This is a genomic window from Couchioplanes caeruleus, from assembly GCF_003751945.1.
GTDB lineage: Bacteria > Actinomycetota > Actinomycetes > Mycobacteriales > Micromonosporaceae > Actinoplanes > Actinoplanes caeruleus.
Genome location: NZ_RJKL01000001.1, coordinates 787,007 through 808,581, shown reverse-complemented (window position 1 = coordinate 808,581; position 21,575 = coordinate 787,007). Strand labels below are relative to the sequence as shown.

The following is a 21,575-nucleotide window of genomic DNA, read 5'->3' as shown; positions in this document are numbered from 1 at the left end:
CCAACGCGGGTGAGACGTTCGCGGGCGTAGGTATCTGGCGAGTGAATACTGAAACGTGTTCTAATCCTGGCATGGGTCCCGACTTCGAACTGGACGAGGCGCAGGACGCGATCGTCCGCCTGGCCGGCGAGGTGCTGGACGACGACGCCGGGACCCCGGACCGCCTCGGGAAGGCCCTCGGTGAAGCGGGCCTGCTCACCCTTGCCGTGCCGGAGCGTCTCGGCGGCGCGGGGCTGGGTGTCCTGGAGAACGCCCTGGTCATCACCGAGATCGCCCGCCGCGGCGGCGCGGTCCCGGCGGTGTCCACACTCGGCCTCGGCGTGCCGCCGGTACTGCGCTGGGCGGATCCCGACCGGCACCGCGAGCTGCTGGCCGGGGTGGGTGAGGGCCGGGTCCTGACGGCGGCCCTGGCCGAGCCGGGTGATCCGCTACCCGTCACCCCGCGCACCACGGCCACCGCGGGGTGGACGGTCACCGGCACGAAGACCGGCGTGCCCGACGCCGAGCAGGCCCATCGCATCCTCGTGCCGGTGAGCCTGGAGACCGGCGGCCTCGCGGTCGCCCTGGTCGATCCGGCCGCCCACGGCGTCACGCTGCGGCGCTCGGCCACGTCGTCCGGCATCGCGGAGTTCACCGTACGGATGGATGCGGTGGTCGCGGAGCCGCTCGGTCCCGCCGCCGACGGACGGTGCGTCGCCGACCTGCACCGCTGTGCCGTCGCCGCGACCTGCGCCGCCGGCGACGGCGCGCTGGCCGGGGCGTTGCGGTTGACCGCCAGCCACGTGCGGAGCAGGCAGCAGTTCGGACGCCCGCTCGCTACCTTCCAGGCGGTCGCCCAGCAGATCGCCGACGTGTACGTCACCTCGCGCACGCTGCACCTCGCCGTGCTGGCCGCCTGCTGGGGCCTGGACACCTCCCACGAGGCCGCGGACGACGATCTGTGGGTCGCCGCGTACTGGCTGACCAGCGAGGCGCTCGCGGCCCTGCGCTCCTGCCACCACCTGCACGGCGGCCTGGGCCTGGCCGCCGACTACCCGCTGCACCGCTACGGCGCCCTGCTGCGCGACCTGGCCCGCCGTCTCGGCGGCGCCGAACACTGCCTGCACCGGCTGGGAGGGCGCGTTGTTCATCGACCTGTCTGAGGACCAGCGGGCGCTGCGCGACCGGCTCCGTGCGTACCTGGAAGGCCTGCTCTCGCCGGAGCAGCGCGCCGCACTGCGCTACGAACGGCACGGACCGGTCCACCGGGAGGTGGTCGCCCGGCTGGGCCGCGACGGCTGGCTCGGCCTCGGCTTCCCCACCCGCTACGGCGGTGGCGGCCACGGCCCGGTGGAGCAGCAGATCCTCGGGAACGAGGCGGCCCGTGCGGACGTCCCGCTGCCCGCCGTCACCCTGCAGACGGTGGCGCCGACCCTGCTCGCGTACGGAACGCCCGAGCAGAAGGACTTCTTCCTGCCCCGCATTCTCGCGGGCGAGCTCCACTTCGCGATCGGCTACACCGAGCCGGAGGCGGGCACCGACCTGGCCGCGCTGCGCACCCGGGCGGTACGCGACGGCAACGGGTACGTCGTCAACGGCCAGAAGACGTTCACCACCGGCGCGCACGACGCCGACTATCTGTGGCTCGCCTGCCGGACGGACCCGGACGCGCCGAAGCACAAGGGCCTGTCCGTGCTCATCGTCGACACCCGCGACCCCGGCTACACCTGGACGCCGATCATCACCTGCGACGGGGCGCACCACGTGAACGCGGTCTATCTCAGCGACGTCCGCGTGCCGGTGTCGATGCGGGTCGGTCCCGAGAACGGCGGCTGGCGCCTGCTGACCACCCAGCTCAACCACGAGCGGGTGATGCTCGGCCCGGCCGGGCGGCTGGCGGCCTTCCACACGCGGGTGCGGGCCTGGGTGGGTGCGCACCCGGGCCTGCGGGACGAGCCCGACGTGCGCCGGTCGCTCGGCCGGGCGTACGCCTGCCTGCGTCTCAACGAGCTGCTCAACTGGCAGGTCGCCGGCGGCGAGCCGGCGGCGGCGGACGCCTCCGCCACCAAGGTCTTCTCGTCGGAGTGGGTGCTGCGGATCGGCCACGAGCTCGAGCAGCTCGTCGGCCGCCACGGCGACCCGGACGACCCCGCGACCGCCGAGTTGATGTCCTGGCTGGACCTGCAGGCCCAGCGCAACCTCGTGCTGACCTTCGGCGGCGGGGTCAACGAGATCCAGCGGGAACTGATCGCGTCCGCGGGCCTCGGCCTGCCCCGGGTGCCGAGGTAGGTGAGGGTACGCATGGACGAGGCGATCCACGACGCCGCACGCCGCATCATCGAGGCGGGGGAGTCGGCACCGCGCGAGGCCCGGGATCCGGTGAACCTGCCGGCGATCCGGGGCTGGCTGGAGGCGATGGGCGACACCAACCCGGTCTACGAGCGCGACGGCCTGGCACCGCCCGCGATGGTGCAGGTGTGGACCATGCCCGGATTGCGCCCGGCCGCGCTGGACCCGGCCGACCCGCTGCGGGTCATGTCGGCGGTGCTCGACGACGCCGGCTTCACCTCGATCGTGGCGACCAACTGCGAGCAGACGTACGAGCGTTATCTGCGCGACGGCGAGCGGCTGACCGTGCGCGGCCGCCTCACCGGCGTCAGCGGCCCGAAGCGCACCGCGCTGGGCGAGGGCTGGTTCGTCACCACCGAGAGCATCTGGAGCGCGGGCGACGAGCCGGTGGCGAGCATGCGGTTCCGGGTGCTGAAGTTCCGGCCGGGCACCGCCGCGCCGCCGGCCGACCCGGGGACCCTGCGGCCGGTGATCAGCCCGGACACCGCGTTCTTCTGGGCCGGCACCGCCGCGGGCGAGCTTCGGGTGCAGCGCTGCGGCGAGTGCGGCGCCCTGCGCCATCCGCCCGGGCCCGCCTGCCCGCGCTGCGGCGCCACCAAGCCCGAGTACGCGGTCGCGTCCGGCGCCGGCCGCATCCACAGTTACGTGGTGCACCGCCACCCCCCGCTGCCGGGCCGGCGGTTGCCCGTGGTGGTCGCGCTGGTCGACCTCGAGGAAGGCGTACGGATTGTGGGCGAGCTGCGCGGCGCGGACCCGGACCAGGTCCGCATCGGCGCCCCGGTACGGGTAAAGTTCGTCCGCCTCGACGACGAGGTGACGTTGCCGGCGTGGCGCCTCGACGCCCCGGCGGGGACCCCGCTGCCGCCCTGGGAACTGGCGGTGACCCCCACCGTCGTGATCAGCACGGCCCTGGCCACCCGCGACTTCCAGGACGTCCACCACGACCGGGACGCGGCGGTGCGGCGCGGCGGCAGGGACATCTTCCTCAACATCCTGACCACCGCCGGGCTGGTGCAGCGCTACGTCACCGACTGGGCCGGACCGGACGTCACCCTGCGCGGCATGGCGATCCGCCTCGGCGCGCCGTGCCACGCCTACGACACCCTCACCTTCACCGGGCAGGCCCGCGAGGCCCGCGACGGCGAGCGGGTGGTCACGGTGAGCGGCCGTACGGCGGTGGGCGAGCACGTCGCGGCGACGGTGCGGGTGGCGTCGTGATCGCCCGGACCGCCGCCATCGCCGGGATCGGCGCCACCGAGTTCTCCAAGGACTCCGGCCGCAGCGAGCTGCGGCTGGCCGTCGAGGCGGTCCGCGCGGCCCTCGACGACGCCGGCCTGGCGCCCGGCGAGGTACAGGGCATGGTCACCTTCACCATGGACGGCAACGCCGAGGTCGCCGTCGCGCGCGAACTGGGCGTCGGCGAGCTGAGCTTCCTCGGCCGGATCGCGTACGGCGGGGGAGCGGCGTGCGCGGTCGTCCAGCAGGCGGTGCTCGCCGTGGCGGCCGGGCTGGCCGACGTGGTGGTCTGCTACCGGGCGCTCAACGAACGCTCGGGCCGCCGGTTCGGGCGGGCCCAGGCGCAGACCGGTGCCGCCTCCGCGGACGTCGACGCGGGCTGGCACTACCCGATGGGCCTGGCCACCCCGGCGGCGATGGTCGCCATGGTCGCCCGGCGTTACCTGCACGACTACGGCGCCACCACGGACGACTTCGGCCGGGTCGCGGTGGCGGCCCGCCGGCACGCCGCCACCAATCCGCACGCCTGGTTCCACGGCCGCCCGATCACGCTGGACGACCACCGGGCGTCGCGCTGGATCGCCGACCCGCTGCGGCTGCTCGACTGCTGCCAGGAGAGCGACGGCGCGGTCGCACTGGTCGTCACCTCCGCGGAGCGCGCCCGCGACCTGCGGCAACCGCCCGCGGTCGTGTGCGCGGCGGCCCAGGGCAGCGGACCCGACCAGTACGTGATGACGAGCTACTACCGCGACGAGGTCGCCGCCCTGCCCGAGATGGGCGTGGTCGCCCGCCAGCTCTGGCGCCAGTCCGGGTACGCGCCGCCGGACGTGCGCGCCGCGGTGCTCTACGACCACTTCACCCCGTACGTGCTCATGCAGTTGGAGGAGCTGGGGTTCTGCGGCCGTGGCGAGGCCCGGCATCTGGTCGCCGACGGCGGCATCGAGCTGGGCGGGCGGCTGCCGGTCAACCCGCACGGCGGGCAGCTCGGCGAGGCGTACATCCACGGCATGAACGGCATCGCCGAGGCGGTCCGCCAGGTACGCGGCACCGCGGTCAACCAGGTGCCGGGCGACGGTCCGGTGCTGGTCACGGCCGGTACGGGGGTGCCCACCAGCGGCCTGATCCTCGCGGGCGGCTGAGGCGTCGGCACCACCAGCTACACCATCACCACCAGCGGCGACCCGTGCGTGTCGTCCAAGGTCCGGGTGGCCGCCGAGGGCGCCGGCGCGTCCAGCGAGTACAGCGACCTCGTCACCGCCCGCACCCTGGCCCCGTCCGGGATCATGGCCGCCGTCGCGGGCCGCGCCGGGCTGACGGGCTCCACCGGCACGATCACCTGGGACGCCCCGGAATGGGCCTGCGCTACCTCTCCGAGAACAAGGGCCAGCATCGGCCTCGAGCACGACCTCACCAACAAACTCCTGCACGGCCAGTACGACCAGTACATCAGCAAGACCCAGAAGGAGACCAAGGACAAGAAGCCCGGCCTCACCGCCAAGAAGATCGACGAGCTGGCCTACGGGGCCCGCCTGATGAACTGAGCCACATCCACAGAACACACCACCGAGCCGGACCCGCCAGGGGCCGGCTCGGTGCCGTTCACGGACCGGCCGCTATGCCGACCGGCTGCGCCGCCAGAACTGGCGCGCCGCGAAGTTCTCACGCCGGAGCCAGTGCTCGGTGTAGACGATGCGTTCCGCCTCGATCACCACGAGGGTGTCAGCGGGCGGTTCGGACAGGGGACGGCCACGTTCGGCATGCTCGTTCTCCCACCGGAAAGCCGGCCAATAGTGGGCGCGGTCCGGATGTCCGGCAGGCAGTACCCGAGCGGTGCCGAACAACTGAGCGCCGCGGCTGCTCGCCAGTCCCACGAGCGGGGCGAAGATGCCGACCGACACGCGCGGATCGGCGGCGATGTTGCGCATCTTCGGCGAGCGCGGCGCGGCGGTGAACATCACCGCGAAGTCGAGCGGGTAGTACCGCACCGGGGTGGCCAGCGGCCCTGCCGGCCCCGCGGTGGCGAGCACGCACATGTTCTGCGATGACAGCAGGTTGAGGATCCGCTCCTCCAGCCGCTCCCGATCCAGCCGCCTTTCGGGCGAAGGCTCCGACAGCCAGGGATTCGTCAGCGGCACGGGACACCCTCGATCATGCCGGGACTCTACCCGCCGCCGACTGACTCACCTCCCGGCACCAGGCACCGGCAGCGGGCATGACGAAGCCCGGGCAAGCTGCCCGGGCTTCGTCGTCCTGCGCGGATCAGAAGCGCACGCGGACGCCGCGCGTGAGGCGGCGGACGAGACGACGGAGCATCGGTTTTCACCTCCGTGGCGGCTAGACGGCGGATGCATCCGGACCCGGACGCTTTGCGGATCAGCGGAACTTGAAGCGACGCGCCAGCCGGCGAACGACTCGGAGCATGGTGATCACCTCCCTCCGGTGTCGGAATCGGTGGCGGCGACGTCCTGCGACAGCGCGACCTCGAGCAGCAGGCCGAGCGTGCTGAAGAGCATGCCGGCCACGACCGGGGCGACGAGCAGGATGCCCACGGCGATCTCGGCGACGTTGCCGGTGAACAGTGCGATGACCAGGTCGGACGCGGCCCACCAGAACACCCACGCGGAGGCGGCGAGCAGCCCGATGCCGCAGGCCAGGCTGAACGCGCCGTACCAGGGCAACCAGCGCGGTGTCTGCGGATTCCGGCGCCGCCGCACGACGTCGCCGAGGGCGCGGCGGGCGCGGGAGGCCAGGTCGGGCTCGTCGAGCAGGTCGGCGAGCGCCCAGTGGCCGTCCACCTGCAGGATCGGGACCAGGTTGACGACCACCTCGAGAAGTCCGAGCACGGCCAGCCGCCAGGCCACCGCGGTCAGCAGTACCGACGTGGACACCTGGGCGATCATCGCGAGCAGGCAGACGGTGACCACGTCGACGGCCAGGCCGACCAGGGCCTGGGTGACCCTGGCCCGCCGGGGCAGCGTCATCGCCTCGGTGGAGTCCACGTAGAAGGAGATGGCTCCCCAGTAGAAGCCGAAGCCCGCACGGCGGGACCGGCGGCCGTAATGGGCGAGGGCGACGGCGTGCGCGAACTCGTGCAGCGCCGAGCACCCGAGTCCGATCGCGAAGCCGAGCAGGGCGTCCACCCACGGCCGCGCCGACACGGCCGGCCCGTCGGGCCGGCCGGTCAGCAGCGACCAGGTCCCGGCGACGACGACCGCGCCGATCAGGAGACGGCCGGGCCAGCTCAGCAGCGAGGGTACGACGCGTCGGGCGAACCACTGCGCCGGCCGGTCGATGCCGGTGACCTCGACGCCGGAGCGGGTCACCGTCACGCGCCGGGGCGGTGCGGCCGGCGGCGCCTCGACCGTCGGGTCGCGCAGAATGCCGATCTCGGTCATCTCGGCTACCAGCCGGGTGCCGTCCGGGTCGCCGAGCCGTTCCGCCAGCTCCGCGGGGCTCGGGTCGGCGGCGAGGAGTCCGGGCAGCTCGGCCGCACGCGGGTGTTCCAGCAGGGCCGCTTCTCCGTCGGTGCCGGCGATGACCAGGCCACGCCTACTGACCCGCCATGCGACCTCCGGAGCGAACTGCACGGCGTCTCCCGTCGACAAACTGATCCGATCGCCGCGGTGAGCCTCCGGGCAATCGGATGCGTACGTTGCGTCGGCGAGTATGGCGATCGTCACGCCTTGGCTGTCAAGCGGCGCACGACTCCTTCGAACGCACATATCCGCAGTTCAACCGCGCTGCGGGACCGAGTGACCGTCCGTCGCGAGCCACCCGGCGATCACGGCCGGACCGGACGGGCCGTTCGGCACCCGGGCGTCGCCGGACGGTGGAGGCGGCGGCCGTCCGGTGGTCCCTCGCCGGCGGTGCGACGACGCGTGGGGCGCCTAAGCCCGGGCGAGGTCGAGGGCGGCCAGGTAGCCGAAGGTCATCGCGGGTCCCAGCGTCGCGCCGGCTCCGGCGTAGCTGCGGCCCATCACCGAGGCGCTCGCGTTGCCCGCCGCGTACAGGCCGGGGACGGGCGTCCCGTCCTCGCGCAGGACCCGGGCCCGTTCGTCGGTGCGCAGCCCGCCCTTGGTACCCAGGTCGCCGGGCACGATCCGGAACGCGTAGAAGGGCGGCCTGCGGACCGGCCCGAGGCACGGGTTCGGCCGGTTGCGCGGGTCGCCGTAGTAGCGGTCGTAGGCGGAGTCGCCGCGCCCGAAGTCGTCGTCGCGGCCGCGGGCGGCGAACTCGTTGAACCGGTGCACGGTGGTGCCCAGCGCGCCGGGCTCGACACCGATCCGCGTGGCCAGCTCCTCCAGGGTGTCCGCGCGGTGCGCCACCCCGGCGGCGAACCAGCGCCGGGGCAGCGACGTTCGTGGGCCGTGCCCGGCGAACAGGTAGCGGTCCCGGTACCTCTGATCGGCGACCAGCCAGGCGGGCACGCGTCCCGGCGCGGCGAGCATGGCGTGCACGGCGTCCACGTACGGCGCCGACTCGTTGACGAACCGGCGGCCCGCGGAGTCCACCAGCAGACTGCACGGCAGGTTGCGCTCGGCGAGGCAGAAGTACGGACCGCCGGTCAGCGGCAGAGACGGCCCCCACCACGCCTCGTCCATCAGCTCGAGCGCGGCGCCGAGGCGCCGGCCCGCCTCGATGCCGTCGCCGGTGTTGCCCGGCGCGCCGGTCGTCCAGCCGGCGCCGACCGGCTGGTGCCGCCGGCGCATCTCCTCGTTCTGCTCGAATCCGCCGCTGGCTATCAGCACGCCCCGACGGGCGCGCAGCCGCACCGGGAATCCGGCGGGTCCGGCATGGATCCCGGCCACCCTGTCCCCCTCGACGATCAGGTCCGTCAGGGGCGTGCCGAGCCGGACGGGCACCCCGGCCGCGCGCAGACCGGCTCGCAACCCGGCGGCGAGCGCCTGTCCCATGGTGAGCCGGCGCCGGTGCCGCAGCCGGTTGCTCAGGCCGCCGGCGGCGAGCCGCGCCGCCGTCAGGATCGCCCGCGGGTGGTGGGTGCCGAGCGACAGCCAGCGGTAGTCGGCCGCGGTCACGGTGATGCCGGCCGGCGCGGCCCGGTACGGCGGGGCGAGCCTCTCCACGTCGGACCCGAGCATGCGGGCGTCCAGCGGCCGCGGCTCGATGGTCCGGCCGCCGGGCAGCCCGCCCGGTGCCTCGGGATAGTAGTCGGGGTAGCCGGGGACCCAGGCGAACGCGAGCGGGGTGTGCTCCCGGACGAGATCGAGCATGGCCGGGCCGTGCGCCAGGAACGCCTCCCGGCGCGGCGAAGGCACCTCGGGTCCGGCGACATGGGCCAGGTACTTACGGGTGGCCTCGGCGTCGTCCACGATCCCCGCCTGCCGCAGCACCGCGTTGCCGGGCAGCCAGAGGGCGCCGCCGGAGCGGGCGGCGGAGCCGCCGAACACGCCGGCCTTCTCCACCACGACGACGCTCAGCCCGCGACGCGCCGCGGTGAGCGCCGCTGTCATTCCCGCCGCGCCGCAGCCGACCACGACGACGTCATATTCCTCCACCGGCATCGACACTAGAACAGGTTATAGTTATCGGCGGCGGTAGGCCATCGAGACAGGGACATCTGCCCATGACCGAGGCATGGCACGAGGCGGCCGACGTGGTGGTCGTGGGGTTCGGCGCGGCCGGGGCCTGCGCCGCCGTCGAGGCGGCCGAGGCGGGCGCCCGCGTGCTGGTCCTGGACCGCTTCACCGGCGGCGGCGCGACCGCGATCTCCGGCGGCGTGGTCTACGCCGGCGGGGGCACCCGGCAGCAGACGCAGGCGGGTGTCACGGACACCCCGCAGGCGATGGCCGGCTACCTGCGCGAGGAGGTCGGCGACGCCGTGTCGGCGGCGACGCTGCGGCGGTTCTGCGCGCAGAGCGCCGGGATGCTGGCCTGGCTGGAGGAGCGCGGCGTGCCCTTCGACGCCTCCCTCTGCCCGCACAAGACCTCCTATCCGACGGATCGGTACTTCCTCTACCACTCCGGCAGCGAGCTCTCCTTCGCCCACGTCGCCCCGCCGGCGCCCCGCGGGCACCGCGCGCACGCCCGCGGCGCCTCCGGCCGGCTGCTCCACGCCCGTCTGGCCGTGGCGGCCCGCTCGGCCGGCGCCGAGGTCCGCGTCCAGACCCGCGCCCACCGCCTGGTCACCGCCGGCGGCCGCGTGGTCGGCGTCGAGTGCCACAGCCTGCGGGACGCGCCGGCCTGGGCCCGGCTCGGCCACCGCGTCCTGCACCGGTGGTCGGTCAAGCCCGGCATCTATCTGCCCGCTCTCGGCCGCGCGCTGCACCGGCCGGTCGCCTGGCTGGAGCGCCGCTACGCCCGAAGCGTGCGGATCGGCGCCCGGCTCGGCGTCGTGCTCGCCGCGGGCGGGTTCGTGTTCGACCGCGAGATGCTGCGCGAGCACGCCCCGGACTACCGGGGCGGCCTGCGGCTGGGCACGGTCGGCGACGACGGCTCGGGCATCCGGCTCGGCACCGGGATCGGCGCCGCGACCGGCCACCTGGACCGGATCAGCATCTGGCGCTTCCTCACACCCCCGTCGGCACTGGTCGGCGGCCTGCTGGTGGACCGCGACGGGCGGCGTGTCTGCGACGAGTCCCGCTACGGTGCGGCGATCGGCGAGGCCGTGCTGCGCTGCCCGGAACGGCGGGCCTGGCTGCTGATCGACGCGGCGCTGCTTGCCGAGGCGCGCCGCGGTTTGCGCGGGCAGTCCTCGTGGTTCCAGTGGTTGCAGGCGCGGTGGCTGCTGGGCGTCGACCGGGTGACCGGGCCGTCGCTGGAGCGGGTCGCCCGGCGGGCCGGCGTGGATCCGGCCGGTCTGGCCGCCACGGTGGAGGAGTACCACGCCGGCCGCGGCGACCCCGCCGGCAAGCCGGCCGAGCTGGTCCGGCCGCTGCGACGGGCGCCGTACTCGTTGATCGACGTCTCGATACGCCCGCGGATGTTCGTGCCGGCGCCCATGCTCACCCTCGGCGGCCTGCGGGTCGACGAGGAGACCGGGCGGGTGCTGCGGCCGGACGGAAGCGGCGTGCCGGGGTTGTTCGCGGCCGGCCGCACCGCGGTCGGCATCTGTTCGCGCAGCTACGTCAGCGGGCTGTCGCTGGCCGACTGCGTCTTCTCCGGCCGGCGGGCCGGTCGGAGCGCGACGGCCGAGGACCGGGGAGGGGTGCATGCTCACCGAGACTGAGCGCCGGACGCTGGCCGACCGGCTGCACGCGGCCGAGCGGGACCGCGCACCGATACCGCCGCTGGTCCTCGAGCACCCGGATCTGACGGCGGCCGAGGCGTACGCGATCCAGTTGCACAACGTGCGCCGCCGCGGCGAGCCCGTCGTGGGGCACAAGGTCGGCCTGTCGTCGGAGGCCATGCAGGCGATGATGGGCGTCGACGAGCCGGACTACGGCCATCTGCTGGAGAGCATGCGGCTGAGCGAGGCGGAGCCGGCGCGGGCGTCGCGGTACTGCTACCCGCGCGTCGAGATCGAGGTGGCGTTCCTGCTCGGCGCCGATCTGCCCTCGGACTGCACCGAGGACGACGTGCTGGCCGCCACCGAGGCGTTCGCGCCGTCCATCGAGCTGATCGACAGCCGCATCCTCGACTGGAAGATCAGCCTGGCCGACACGATCGCCGACAACGCGTCCTCGGCCGGCTTCGTGCTCGGTGCGGCCCGGGTGGCCCCCGCCACCGTGGACCCGCGCACCATCGACGCGGTCCTCTACCGCGGCGACGAGCCGGTGGCGCGGGGACGCTCGGACGCCGTCCTGGGCAACCCGGTGACGGCGGTGGCCTGGCTGGCACGCACCGTCGCGAGCTTCGGCGTCCGGCTGCGCGCGGGACACCTCGTGCTGCCCGGCGCCTGCGCCCGGGCGGTGGATGTCCACCCCGGCGACAGGTTCCGGGCGGTCTTCACCGGCCTGGGCGAGGTCCGCCTGTCCTTCGAGGAGGAGTCGCATGGCTGAGCCATCTTCAGGTCGACCCGGAATTTCGAAGCTCACGGCCGCCATCGTCGGATCCGGCAACATCGGCACCGACCTGCTGTGCAAGCTGCGGCGATCGCCGCTGGTCGAGCCGCGCTGGATGGTCGGCATCGAGGCGGGAAGCCCGGGCCTGCGTCGCGCCGCCGAGCTGGGCCTGGCCACCAGCGCGGCCGGCGCGGACTGGCTGCTGGCTCAGGATCCGCTGCCCGACCTGGTCTTCGAGGCCACCTCGGCGGCCGTGCACCGGGCCAACGCCCCGCGGTACGCGCGGGTCGGCATCCGGGCCGTCGACCTCACCCCGGCGGCCGTCGGGCCGCCGGTGGTGCCCGAGGTCAACCTGCGCGCCCACCTGGACGCGCCCAACCTCAACCTGATCACCTGCGGCGGGCAGGCCACCATCCCGATGGTGTACGCGGTCTCCCGGGTCACCCCGGTGAGCTACGCCGAGATCGTCGCCACCGTCGCCTCCCGGTCGGCCGGGCCGGGCACCCGGGCCAACATCGACGAGTTCACCCGGACCACGAGCCGGGCGTTGGAGGTCGTCGGCGGGGCGGCGCGGGGCAAGGCCATCGTCGTGCTCAATCCGGCCGAGCCGCCGCTGATCATGCGGGACACGGTGTTCTGCGCGATCGACCCCGAGGCCGACACCGGGGCGGTCGCCGCCTCGGTCGTGGCGATGGCCGCCGACGTGGCCCGCTACGTGCCCGGATACCGGCTGCTCAACGAGCCGCAGTTCGACCCGCCGTCGCCGGCGACGCTCGGGCGGACCCGGGTCGGGATCTTCGTCGAGATCACCGGCGCCGGTGATCACCTGCCCCACTACGCCGGCAACCTCGACATCATGACCGCCGCCGCGACCCGGGTGGGCGAGGAGCTCGCCCGGGCCGCCGTGCCCGCCTAGGAGACCGCATGCCGCCGCGCCCCTTCTCCGCCGACCTGGACGTGCGGATCACCGACTCCGCGCTCCGCGACGGCTCGCACGCCAAGCGCCACCAGTTCACCGCCGCCGAGGTCGCCTCGGTGGTCGCCGCGCTCGACGCCGCCGGCGTACCGGTGATCGAGGTGGCGCACGGCGACGGGCTGGGCGGCTCGTCGTTCACCTACGGCCTCAGCCGCACGCCGGAGCAGGAGCTGATCGAGGTGGCGGTGCGGACCGCCACCCGTGCCAAGATCGCGTTTCTGATGCTGCCCGGGGTCGGGGTCGTCGACGACATCCGGGTGGCGGCCGGCAACGGGGCGAGCGTCTGCCGGATCGCCACCCACTGCACCGAGGCGGACATCGCCGTGCAGCATTTCGGACTGGCCCGCGAGCGGGGGCTGGAGACCGTCGGCTTCCTGATGATGTCCCACTCACAGCCGCCGGAGGCGCTGGCGAAGCAGGCCCGCATCATGGCCGACGCGGGCTGCCAGTGCGTGTACGTGGTGGACTCGGCCGGAGCGCTCGTTCTCGACCAGGTGGCCGACCGGGTCGCCGCGCTCGTGGCGGAGCTGGGCGACGACGCGCAGGTGGGCTTCCACGGGCACGAGAACCTGGGTCTCGGCGTGGCCAACTCGGTGCTGGCGGTCCGGGCCGGCGCCGCCCAGATCGACGGCAGCACCCGGCGCTTCGGCGCGGGAGCCGGCAACACGCCGGTGGAGGCGTTCGTGGGTGTCTGCGACAAGCTCGGCATCCGCACCGGGGTCGACTTCTTCGCCATCGTGGACGCGGCCGAGGACGTGGTGCGCCCGGCCATGGCGCAGGAGTGTCTGCTGGACCGGCTTTCCCTGACCATGGGCTACGCCGGGGTGTACTCCAGTTTCCTCACCCACGCCTTCGCCCTGTCGCAGCGCTACGGGGTCCCGGGCGCCGAGATCCTGGTGCGGGCCGGGGAGCGGCGGCTGGTCGGCGGGCAGGAGGACCAGCTCATCGACATCGCGGTGCAACTGCGGCAGGAGGCGGCTCAGTCGTAGGTGACCGCGACCGAGTCGCTGCGGGCGACCGCCTGGCAGGCGAGGATGTAACCCTCGGCGAAGTCCTCCTCCTCGAGCACCTCGTTGCGTACCAGCTCGACCTCGCCGTCGACCAGACGACAGGCGCACGTGCCGCAGTTGCCCTGCCGGCAGGAGAACGGCGGGTTGAGCCCGGCCGACATGATCACATCGAGCAGGCGGGTGCCGGCCGGCCACGCCAGCCGGTGGGTCTGGCCGTCCAGGGTCACCTCGGCGGTCGCGTCCAGAGTGGCGGGCAGCACCGAGTTGAACCGTTCCACCCGGATCCGCTCCGGCGTCACACCGGCCCTTTCCAGGGCATGCCGAGCCACGACGACGAACGGTTCCGGTCCGCAGACGAAGGCCTCCCTGTCCGCGTACGGACGCAGCAACGGCGCCAGGTCCTCCCCGCGGGGAGCGCCGCGCTCGTGGTCCAGCCAGTGCGTCACCGTGAGCCGGTCGGGGTGCCGTTCGCGCAGCGCCGCCAGCTCCTCGGCGAAGATGACCGAGCCCGCGTCGCGGTTGGCGTAGACCAGGGCGAGCCGTCCGCGCCCGTGCGCCAGCACGGACTTGATGATCGCCATCACCGGCGTGATGCCGCTGCCCCCGGCGAGCAGGAGCAGGTCGTCGTCGAGCGAGGCCGGGGTGAACGTGCCGGCCGGCGGCGCGAGGTCCAGCTCGGCGCCGGGCTTGACGTGGTCGCAGATCCAGTTCGAGGCCTGCCCGTCGCGGACCCGCTTCACCGTGATCTTCAGCTCCGTGTCGGTGTGCGGGGAGCTGGACAGCGAATAGCAGCGGGCGACGGTGCCGCCGCCGCCCGGCACCCGTACGGTCAGGTACTGCCCGGGCTGGTAGCCGAACGCCGTGGCCAGCGCGGGCGGCACCGACAGCACCAGCGAGTGCGCGTCGGCGGTCTCGGCGATGACCCGGGCGACCCGCAGCCGGTGGAACGGCGGCGCCGGCTTCGCGGCCGCGGACGGGCCCGCCGGCTCCCGCCCGGCGAGGGTCTCGCCCATCAGCTCACCTCCAGTCGGCCCTCGCGGACCGCACGGTCGATGGTGTCGCGCAGGTCGGGGCAGGTCGGCACCAGCGCGGCGGGCCGTCCGGCGGCGTGCGCCGCCGCGAGGGCGGCGCACGCGCTCGCGGCCCGGACGGTCCACTGCACGCTGGTCTGCTGGGGGCTGCGCTTGCCGGCGCGGACCAGGGCACCACAGCGCGCGCACCCGATGTCGGACAGGCCCTCCTCCAGGTACGCCCGCCGCTCGGCCAGCGTCTCGGAGGTCACGGCGCCGCCGACTCGGCCTGGCGGCGCAGGTTCTCGGCCACCTCCGCCTCCCAGGTCTGGATCGCGCGGGTGGTGTCGACCTCGAACTCATAGCGGGCGACCATGTCCTCCGAGACGTCCTCCACGTCCACGTAGAACTGCTCGTACCAACGGCGGAGCTGGTAGACCGGGCCGTCCTCGACGCACAGCAGCGGGTTGTCGATCCGGCTCTTGTGCTGCCAGATCTCCACGTCCTGCTGGAAGCCGACGCCGATGCTGCGGGCGAACTTGGCCGCCGCCTTCTGCGCCTGGGCGGCGCTGAGGCCGGGCAGCCGCTTGACGATCAGGCCCCACTGCAGCACGAACGAGTCGGCCGTCACCGGATAGTGGCAGTTGATCAGTACGGACTCTACATCGACGCCCTGGTAGTCGAGGTAGAGATTGTCGATCATGTACGAGGGCCCGTAGTAGGCGGCCTCGGAGCGCAGCCCCCCGCCGCCGGACTGGCTGGCCCCGATCGGCACGTCCGGCCGCGGCCGGGTGGTGAGGTACTGCGCGGCGACGTGGCCCTCCAGCACGTTCTTGAAGAACGTGGGGAAGGCGAAATGGATGTAGAAGAAGTGCGCCATGTCGACGACGTTGTCGATGACTTCGCGGCAGTTGGCGCCGTCGATGCGGAGCGAGTCCCAGGTCCAGTCGCTCCACTCGTCGGAGAACGCGCCCTCGATGCGGGGGATGGTGACCTCCGGCGGGGGAGCGGCGCCCCGGGGGTCGTTCCAGACGAACAACTGGCGGTTCTCCTCGAGGGTGGTCCACGAGCGGGTGCGGGCGCGCATCGGCACGCGGTGGGCGTAGGGCACCGCGTCGCACCGGCCGTCGCCGCGCCAGCGCCAGTCGTGGAACGGGCAGGCGACGGTGTCTCCCTTGATGGTGCCCATGGTGAGGTCGCCGCCCATGTGGCGGCAGTATCCGTCGAGCACGTGCAGCGCGCCGCCGGAGTCGGCGAACACCACCAGCTTCGTGCCGAACGCCTCGATGGCGTGCGGCCGGCCGTCCCGGAAGGAATCGGCCAACCCGAGGCAGTGCCAGCCGCGGGCGAATCGCGTCGGCGGCGCGCCGGCGTCGATCGTTCGTGCCCCGTCGCCGTTGCGCATGAGCCGCTCCCCACTTCTGATGGTGGCCGCCAAGGTAGAACGTGTTCTAGTATAGGGATTGTCGAGTTCTTCGGCCAACCCGCTGGAGGGATCCCATGGAGGCAAGCGCCGGCGCGGCGGTACTGACCGCGGTGCACGACCTGGTGCCGGCCCTGCGAGAGCGGGCCCAGGAGACCGAGGACCGCCGGGCGCTGTCCGCCGAGACCGTCAAGGCGCTCGCCGAGACCGGCTTCTTCCGGCTGTTGCAGCCGGCCCGGTTCGGCGGGTACGAAGCACACCCACTGACCTTCCTGCGGGGCGTCCGCGAGCTGGCCGCCGCCTGCGGCTCCACCGGCTGGGTCGCCTCGGTGATCGGGGTGCACAACTGGCAGCTCGCCCTCTTCCCCGCTCCCGCGCAGCAGGACGTCTGGGGCGACGACCCCGGCACCCGGATGTCCTCGTCCTACGCGCCCACCGGCACGATTCGCGCGGTCGACGGCGGCTACCGGGTCAACGGCCGGTGGAGCTTCTCCTCCGGGTGCGACCACGCCGACTGGGCGCTGCTCGGCGGCATCATCCCGCCCGGCGACGACGGCAGCCCGGCCGACTTCCGCACCTTCCTGCTGCCCGCCACCGACTACGTCATCGAGGACGTCTGGCACACCGTCGGCCTGCGCGGCACGGGCAGCAACGACATCGTCGTGACCGACGCGTTCGTGCCCGCCTACCGGTCGCTGAGCTTCAACGACACGGCCCGGTGCGCCTGCCCCGGCCAGGAAGTGAACACCGCGCCGCTCTACCGCATCCCGTACGCGTCGATCTTCTCCTATGCGATCACCACTCCGATCATCGGCATGGCTACCGGGGCGTACGACGCGCACGTCGACTACCTGCGCGAACGGGTGCGCGCCGCCTACGCCGGGGTGCGCGCGGCCGAGGACCCGTACTCGCAGGTCCGCGTCGCGATCGCGGCCGCCGACCTGGACGCGGCCTGGCTGGCCCTCGAGGCCGACCTGAGCGAGCTGATGGAGCTGGCCACGGCCGGCGAGAAGCTGCCGATGCGGCTACGCCTGCGGACCCGCCGCGACCAGGTGCGCGGCACCGAGCTCGCGATCGGCGCGGTGGACCGGCTGTTCGAGAACTCCGGCGGCCGGGCGCTGGCCACCGGCACCCCGATCCAGCGGTTCTGGCGCGACGCGCACGCCGGCCGGGTGCACGCGATCAATGATCCCGAGCGGGCGCTGTCGCTCTTCGGCCGCGGCGAGTTCGGCCTGCCGATCACGGACGCGATGGTGTGAGGCGGCCATGACGACCAGCAGCGCCTCCGTCGACTTCGCCGGCAGCAGCGCGCACGCCTCGGGCCTGCACTTCCACCGCGCCGGCCCGTCCGGCGCCGCCCCGGTCGTGCTCCTGCACGGCGGCGGGCCCGGCGCCTCGGCCTGGAGCAACTTCGGGCGCAGCCTGCCCGCCTTCGCGGAGCGTTTCGACACGCTCGCCGTCGACCAGCCCGGCTACGGCGGATCGGTGGCCGTGCCGATCACCGGGCAGTACTTCACCGCTTCCGCCGACGCCCTACTCGCGCTCCTCGACGAGCTCGGCCTCGACCGGGTCGACCTGATCGGCAACTCGCTGGGCGGCGGCACGGCGGTCCGGTTCGCGCTGCGCTACCCGCGCCGCGCCGGGCGGCTGCTGCTGATGGGACCGGGCGGGCTGAGCCTCAACGTGTTCTCCGCCGACCCGACCGAGGGCGTGAAGCGGCTCTCCGCGTTCGGCGCGGCGCCGAGCCGGGAGAAGCTGGCCGCGTTCCTGCGGACGCTCGTCTTCGATCCGAAGCTGATCACCGACGAGCTGATCGAGGAACGCTTCCGGGCGGCCACCGATCCGGCGGCGCTGCAGGCGATGCGGGCGATGGGCGCCTCGTTCACCGACCCGGAGCACTACGAGCAGGGCCTGCTCTGGCGCGACGCGCACCGGCTGCGCCACGAGGTGCTGCTGGTGTGGGGCCGTGAGGACCGGGTCAACCCCCTGGACGGCGCCCTGGTGGCGCTCAAGCTCATCCGCCGGGCCCGGCTGCACGTCTTCGGCGGCTGCGGGCACTGGGCGCACCTGGAGAAGTTCGACGAGTTCCACCGCCTGGCGTTCGACTTCCTGGAAGGTGACAGACCGTGAGTCTCATTCGATCCCTCGGATACCTGCGCGTCGAGGCCACCGACGTGGGCGCCTGGCGGGAGTTCGGCGTCGGGGTGCTCGGCATGGTGGAGGGACGCGGTCCGGACCCGGACAGCGTCTACCTGCGCATGGACGACCTCGCCGCGCGCATCGTGGTGGTGCCCGGCGAGCAGGACCGGCTGACCGCCACCGGCTGGGAGGTCGCCGACCCGGCGGCGCTGGGCAGGCTCACCGCGATCCTCGAGGAGGCCGGCGCCGCGGTCAAACCGGCCGCCGGCGACGAGCTCGCCGACCGCCGCGTGGCGCAGCTCGTCAGCGCCGACGACCCGTTCGGCAACCGCCTGGAGTTCTTCTGCGGCGCCGCGCTGGACAACCGGCCCGCGCTGAGCCGCTACGGGACCAGGTTCGTCACCGGCGAGCAGGGCATGGGCCACGTGGTGCTGCCGGCCGGCGACGACGCGGCGGCCCTGCGCTTCTACACCGAGGTGCTCGGGTTCCGGCTGCGCGACTCGATGCGGCTCATCCCCGAGACCGTCGGCCTGCCGCCCAGCGACCAGCCGCTGTGGATGCGCTTCCTCGGCTGCGGCCCGCGCCACCACAGCGTCGCGCTCGCCCCGATTCCGGCGCCGAGCGGCCTCGTGCACCTCATGGTCGAGACCGAGACCATCGACGACGTGGGCCTGGCGATGGATCGCTGCGCCAAGCGTGGTGCACCGCTGATCTCGACGCTCGGCCGGCACGCCAACGACCAGATGATCTCGTTCTACGTGCGGACGCCGAGCGGCTTCGACATCGAGTACGGCACCGGCGGCGCCACCGTGGACGACCGGACCTGGGTGGCGCGGCAGACCACCGCGCACAGCGTCTGGGGTCACCGCTTCTTCGGCGGCGGGCACTGAGGCCCCGGTGACCGTTCTCCCCGCCGCGATGACCGACGTGGACGCCCGGCGCTTCCGCCGGGCGTTCGGGCACTTCTGCACGGGCGTCGTGGTCATCACGACGGCCGACGACGACGGCCCGGCCGGCTTCTCCTGCCAGGCGTTCGTCCCGCTGTCGCTGGAACCGCCGCTGGTGCTGTTCTGCCCCCAGGCCGGCTCGGACACCTGGCGGCGCATCCGCGGCACCGGCGTGTTCGGCATCAACGTGCTGGCCGTCGAACACCGCGAGGTCTCCCGCGTCTTCGGGACCCGGGGCACCGACAAGTTCGCGGGCGTCGGCTGGGCGCCGTCCCCGGCCGGCGCACCGATCCTGACGGCCGCGCTGACCTGGGCGGAATGCCGGGTGGAGGCGATACACCCCGGCGGTGACCACGCCATCGTGGTGGGCCGGGTGACCGCGCTGGGCGAATGCCGCGACGGTGCGCCGCTGCTGTTCTACCGGGGGCGCTACACGGGCACGGCGGCGGTGTCGCCGTACGAGTCGCCCGAGGTGGTCGACACGCTGCTCGCCTGGCCCCGCCACACCGACTGGATCTGATGTCTCGATCCGTGGCGGGCGGTGCGGCCGCTGGTGGGTCGCCGGCGGGTGGGCCATCGAGGCGTTCACGAATTCTCCGCGTCGGCACGACGACCTGGACCCCAGCATCGCGCGTTCCGACGTCGCAGCGTTGCGCCAGCACCTGTCCGGGCGGCTTGACGTCTGGGCGGCAGACGATGGCGCCCTTCGCCCCCTCGTCGGCCAGGACGACCCGCTACCTGCGACGTGCGGCAATCTATGGCTGCGGGCCAGCGGCGCGGACCCCTGGGAATACGATGTCATCCTCATGAACGTCACCTCGACGAGGTGGACGTACAAGCGCGATGCCCGAATCAGCCTCCCGGCCGACGAGATTCTCTGGACCCGAGAAGGCATCCCCTACCTCCGGCCGGAGGTTCAGTTGCTCCACAAGGCCCTGGGCCTCAGACCGAAGGACCAGGCGGACTTCGAAGCCTGCCTGCACCTTCTTGAACCGGCTCCTCGGGCGTGGCTCCGGTCGGCGTTGGGCATCGCTCACCCGGGCCACCCGTGGCTGGCTCACCTCTAGCAGGACGGATCCCTCGAGGCGAGCGCGGACCGCGCCCACGATGCGGTGCCCCGTCGTCGCCTTCAGCGCCAGATCGGACCCGAGCTCAGCGGCCAGCTCTTCGTACGTCTGAGTCAGGGCGGGCAGCGAGGGATCGCTGTAGAGCCGGGCCTCGGCGTCAACCACCGGGCGATGCTACGAGCCGATGATCGCACCAGCAAGCCGCACTGTTCTGGCCGCAGACAACGCGCGCTTGGTCCCGTCTCGGCCCGCACCCGGCGCGCCAGCCGGCACTCGCTGTAGTCGCTGCTGATGACGCAGCGGCTGGTCCGTGGCGGCACTGTGCTGAAACCGGAGGTTAAACGACAAGCCAAAATGTCCGAGCACGTCTCAGCCGGGCGGTCCGCCGGCCAGGCTTGCGCGTAGCAGCAGGTCACGCAGGCCTACGGCGTGCCGGACGTGAACCAGTCGCGCCGCGGTCGAGGCCACCCGGGCCAGCCGCTGCGCCGGCCGCCGTCGGGCGCGGTCGTAGGCCCGCAGGCCCTGCGGGACCGTCGAGGCCGCTGCCAGGCAGTCGGCGAGCGCGACGGCGTCGATCAGGGCCTCGCAGGCGCCGCGGCCGAGGTCTGGTGTCATGGCATGGGCGGCGTCGCCGATCAGGGCCACGTTGCCGTGGACGAATGTGGGCAGCGGCGGCGTCACGTAGACGTCATGGCGGAGCACGTCTGCCTCTTCGAGAGCATCGAGAACGGTTCCGACCGGCGCCGCCCACATGCCGAAGATCCGTCGGAGGTTTGCCAACTCGGCATCCGGGGCGAAGTCCCGCTCGGTGGCTCTGATGGTGGCGTACCAGTTCGTCCTGCCCCCCTCCTGTGGCGTGACGCCGAACTTGGCCCCCGCTCCCCAGGTCTCGACGAAGGCGTCGGTCGGCATGTTGTCGACGTAGCCGCGCCACGCAGTGCTGCCGGTGAACCGTGCCTGGTACCTGGCCCCGAACAGCCGTTGCCGGGTGGTGCTGAACACTCCGTCGGCGGCAACGACGACGTCCTGGTCCCCGAGTTCGGCGACATCGTTGATCGGGGACCCGAAACGCAGGTCGGTCTGCTCCGCTGCCTGGCGGAGCAGACCGAGCAGGGCCGGCCGGGACAGCAGGTACACCGCGTCCCCGGTACGCCGCTGCATCCTGGCGGTGTCCATGACGCCGATGGTCGAGCCGTCGGGCCGCCGGAACTCCCCGCCTTGCTGGGGCCGGCCCCGGCTGCGGACGTCGTTGCCGATACCCAGGGAGTCCAGCGCGCGCAGGGCCGAGGGCCACATGCCCAAGGCGGTACCCGTACCGGGGATTGAGGCGTCCCGCTCGTGCACGGTGACCTGCCAGCCGAACCGGTGGAGCGCGATGGCGGTGGCGAGTCCGCCGATGCCGCCACCGATGATCGCTGCTGTGCCTCTCATGGCCGCGACCGTACTACAGGAGTAGTTAATTTACTACTGGTGTAGTC

At 73.3% G+C, this 21,575-nt stretch carries 21 protein-coding genes and 1 pseudogene; 14 read left to right on the top strand and 8 right to left on the bottom strand.

Annotated elements, in window-relative coordinates; translation table 11 throughout:
* The first annotated feature begins 71 nt into the window (after positions 1-71).
* The 6 genes and pseudogenes from EDD30_RS03845 to EDD30_RS03825 all read left to right on the top strand — a co-directional run bounded on the left by EDD30_RS03845 (position 72) and on the right by EDD30_RS03825 (position 5,105).
* On the top strand, positions 72-1,142 hold the full coding sequence (locus EDD30_RS03845) for an acyl-CoA dehydrogenase family protein (protein ID WP_071804255.1): 1,071 nt from the start codon (positions 72-74) through the stop codon (positions 1,140-1,142).
* Positions 1,123-2,268, top strand: coding sequence for an acyl-CoA dehydrogenase family protein (locus tag EDD30_RS03840; protein WP_071804256.1), 1,146 nt, complete (start codon positions 1,123-1,125; stop codon positions 2,266-2,268). Before EDD30_RS03845 ends, EDD30_RS03840 begins: the two co-directional genes overlap by 20 nt.
* 12 nt (positions 2,269-2,280) lie before the next feature.
* A pseudogene (locus tag EDD30_RS03835) lies at positions 2,281-3,165 on the top strand (bifunctional MaoC family dehydratase N-terminal/OB-fold nucleic acid binding domain-containing protein); the annotation flags it as partial.
* Positions 3,148-3,546, top strand: coding sequence for a hotdog family protein (locus tag EDD30_RS40275; RefSeq protein ID WP_394328226.1), 399 nt, complete (start codon positions 3,148-3,150; stop codon positions 3,544-3,546). The pseudogene EDD30_RS03835 and the gene EDD30_RS40275, both read left to right, overlap by 18 nt.
* Positions 3,543-4,703, top strand: a complete 1,161-nt coding sequence (locus tag EDD30_RS03830) for a lipid-transfer protein (RefSeq protein ID WP_071804258.1) — start codon at positions 3,543-3,545, stop codon at positions 4,701-4,703. Before EDD30_RS40275 ends, EDD30_RS03830 begins: the two co-directional genes overlap by 4 nt.
* A 48-nt stretch (positions 4,704-4,751) precedes the next feature.
* Complete coding sequence (locus tag EDD30_RS03825) at positions 4,752-5,105, top strand: hypothetical protein (protein ID WP_071804259.1); 354 nt, start codon at positions 4,752-4,754, stop codon at positions 5,103-5,105.
* 72 nt (positions 5,106-5,177) lie between these two features.
* On the opposite strand, the gene EDD30_RS03820 is transcribed toward EDD30_RS03825, so the two are convergent.
* From EDD30_RS03820 to kstD, 3 genes are all read right to left on the bottom strand, one after another.
* Entirely contained in the window at positions 5,178-5,699 is a 522-nt protein-coding gene (locus tag EDD30_RS03820; RefSeq protein ID WP_071804260.1) for a pyridoxamine 5'-phosphate oxidase family protein, read from the bottom strand.
* 291 nt (positions 5,700-5,990) lie between these two features.
* Entirely contained in the window at positions 5,991-7,151 is a 1,161-nt protein-coding gene (locus tag EDD30_RS03815; RefSeq protein ID WP_071804261.1) for a zinc metalloprotease, read from the bottom strand.
* 300 nt (positions 7,152-7,451) lie between these two features.
* Positions 7,452-9,092, bottom strand: a complete 1,641-nt coding sequence (gene kstD / locus EDD30_RS03810) for a 3-oxosteroid 1-dehydrogenase (protein WP_071804262.1) — start codon at positions 9,090-9,092, stop codon at positions 7,452-7,454.
* Positions 9,093-9,148: 56 nt separating this feature from the next.
* On the opposite strand from kstD, the gene EDD30_RS03805 reads away from it, so the two are divergent.
* Genes EDD30_RS03805 through dmpG form a run of 4 tightly spaced genes read left to right on the top strand, consistent with a single transcriptional unit; the run spans position 9,149 to position 13,490 of the window.
* Positions 9,149-10,750, top strand: a complete 1,602-nt coding sequence (locus EDD30_RS03805) for an FAD-binding protein (protein WP_071804263.1) — start codon at positions 9,149-9,151, stop codon at positions 10,748-10,750.
* Positions 10,734-11,522 (top strand): 2-keto-4-pentenoate hydratase, encoded by a 789-nt coding sequence (locus tag EDD30_RS03800; protein WP_071804264.1) that lies wholly within the window; start codon positions 10,734-10,736, stop codon positions 11,520-11,522. Before EDD30_RS03805 ends, EDD30_RS03800 begins: the two co-directional genes overlap by 17 nt.
* Positions 11,515-12,441, top strand: coding sequence for an acetaldehyde dehydrogenase (acetylating) (locus EDD30_RS03795; RefSeq protein WP_071804265.1), 927 nt, complete (start codon positions 11,515-11,517; stop codon positions 12,439-12,441). Before EDD30_RS03800 ends, EDD30_RS03795 begins: the two co-directional genes overlap by 8 nt.
* An 8-nt stretch (positions 12,442-12,449) precedes the next feature.
* On the top strand, positions 12,450-13,490 hold the full coding sequence (gene dmpG / locus EDD30_RS03790; RefSeq protein ID WP_071804266.1) for a 4-hydroxy-2-oxovalerate aldolase: 1,041 nt from the start codon (positions 12,450-12,452) through the stop codon (positions 13,488-13,490).
* On the opposite strand, the gene EDD30_RS03785 is transcribed toward dmpG, so the two are convergent.
* From EDD30_RS03785 to EDD30_RS03775, 3 genes are read right to left on the bottom strand one after another with little or no spacing between them, the layout of a single operon-like run.
* Positions 13,481-14,524 carry a ferredoxin--NADP reductase gene (locus EDD30_RS03785; protein ID WP_123678052.1) on the bottom strand — a complete coding sequence of 348 codons (1,044 nt, stop codon included), beginning with the start codon at positions 14,522-14,524 and terminating at the stop codon, positions 13,481-13,483. The genes dmpG and EDD30_RS03785 overlap by 10 nt on opposite strands.
* On the bottom strand, positions 14,524-14,793 hold the full coding sequence (locus tag EDD30_RS03780) for a hypothetical protein (protein ID WP_071806720.1): 270 nt from the start codon (positions 14,791-14,793) through the stop codon (positions 14,524-14,526). The genes EDD30_RS03785 and EDD30_RS03780 overlap by 1 nt, the downstream gene beginning before the upstream one ends.
* Positions 14,790-15,926, bottom strand: coding sequence for a 3-ketosteroid-9-alpha-monooxygenase, oxygenase component (locus tag EDD30_RS03775; RefSeq protein WP_071806721.1), 1,137 nt, complete (start codon positions 15,924-15,926; stop codon positions 14,790-14,792). The genes EDD30_RS03780 and EDD30_RS03775 overlap by 4 nt, the downstream gene beginning before the upstream one ends.
* Positions 15,927-16,021: 95 nt before the next feature.
* On the opposite strand from EDD30_RS03775, the gene hsaA reads away from it, so the two are divergent.
* The 4 genes from hsaA to hsaB are packed head-to-tail and all read left to right on the top strand — an operon-like array spanning position 16,022 to position 19,550.
* Entirely contained in the window at positions 16,022-17,203 is a 1,182-nt protein-coding gene (hsaA, locus tag EDD30_RS03770) for a 3-hydroxy-9,10-secoandrosta-1,3,5(10)-triene-9,17-dione monooxygenase oxygenase subunit (RefSeq protein ID WP_071806722.1), read from the top strand.
* Between the two features lie 7 nt (positions 17,204-17,210).
* Positions 17,211-18,074: a 4,5:9,10-diseco-3-hydroxy-5,9,17-trioxoandrosta-1(10),2-diene-4-oate hydrolase gene (gene hsaD / locus EDD30_RS03765; RefSeq protein ID WP_071806723.1), complete on the top strand. Its 864-nt coding sequence runs from the start codon at positions 17,211-17,213 to the stop codon at positions 18,072-18,074.
* Positions 18,071-18,973 carry an iron-dependent extradiol dioxygenase HsaC gene (gene hsaC / locus EDD30_RS03760; RefSeq protein ID WP_071806724.1) on the top strand — a complete coding sequence of 301 codons (903 nt, stop codon included), beginning with the start codon at positions 18,071-18,073 and terminating at the stop codon, positions 18,971-18,973. Before hsaD ends, hsaC begins: the two co-directional genes overlap by 4 nt.
* 28 nt (positions 18,974-19,001) lie before the next feature.
* Positions 19,002-19,550: a 3-hydroxy-9,10-secoandrosta-1,3,5(10)-triene-9,17-dione monooxygenase reductase subunit gene (hsaB, locus tag EDD30_RS03755; RefSeq protein WP_071806730.1), complete on the top strand. Its 549-nt coding sequence runs from the start codon at positions 19,002-19,004 to the stop codon at positions 19,548-19,550.
* A gap of 235 nt (positions 19,551-19,785) precedes the next feature.
* Here the strand turns inward: hsaB and EDD30_RS39740 are convergent, their stop codons facing one another.
* Together EDD30_RS39740 and EDD30_RS03740 are read right to left on the bottom strand one after the other, a co-directional pair.
* A complete protein-coding gene (locus EDD30_RS39740; protein WP_211277856.1) occupies positions 19,786-20,262 on the bottom strand; it encodes a hypothetical protein in 477 nt (158 codons plus the stop codon).
* 204 nt (positions 20,263-20,466) lie between these two features.
* Positions 20,467-21,528 (bottom strand): FAD-dependent oxidoreductase, encoded by a 1,062-nt coding sequence (locus EDD30_RS03740; RefSeq protein WP_071806725.1) that lies wholly within the window; start codon positions 21,526-21,528, stop codon positions 20,467-20,469.
* Between the last annotated feature and the right edge of the window lie 47 nt (positions 21,529-21,575).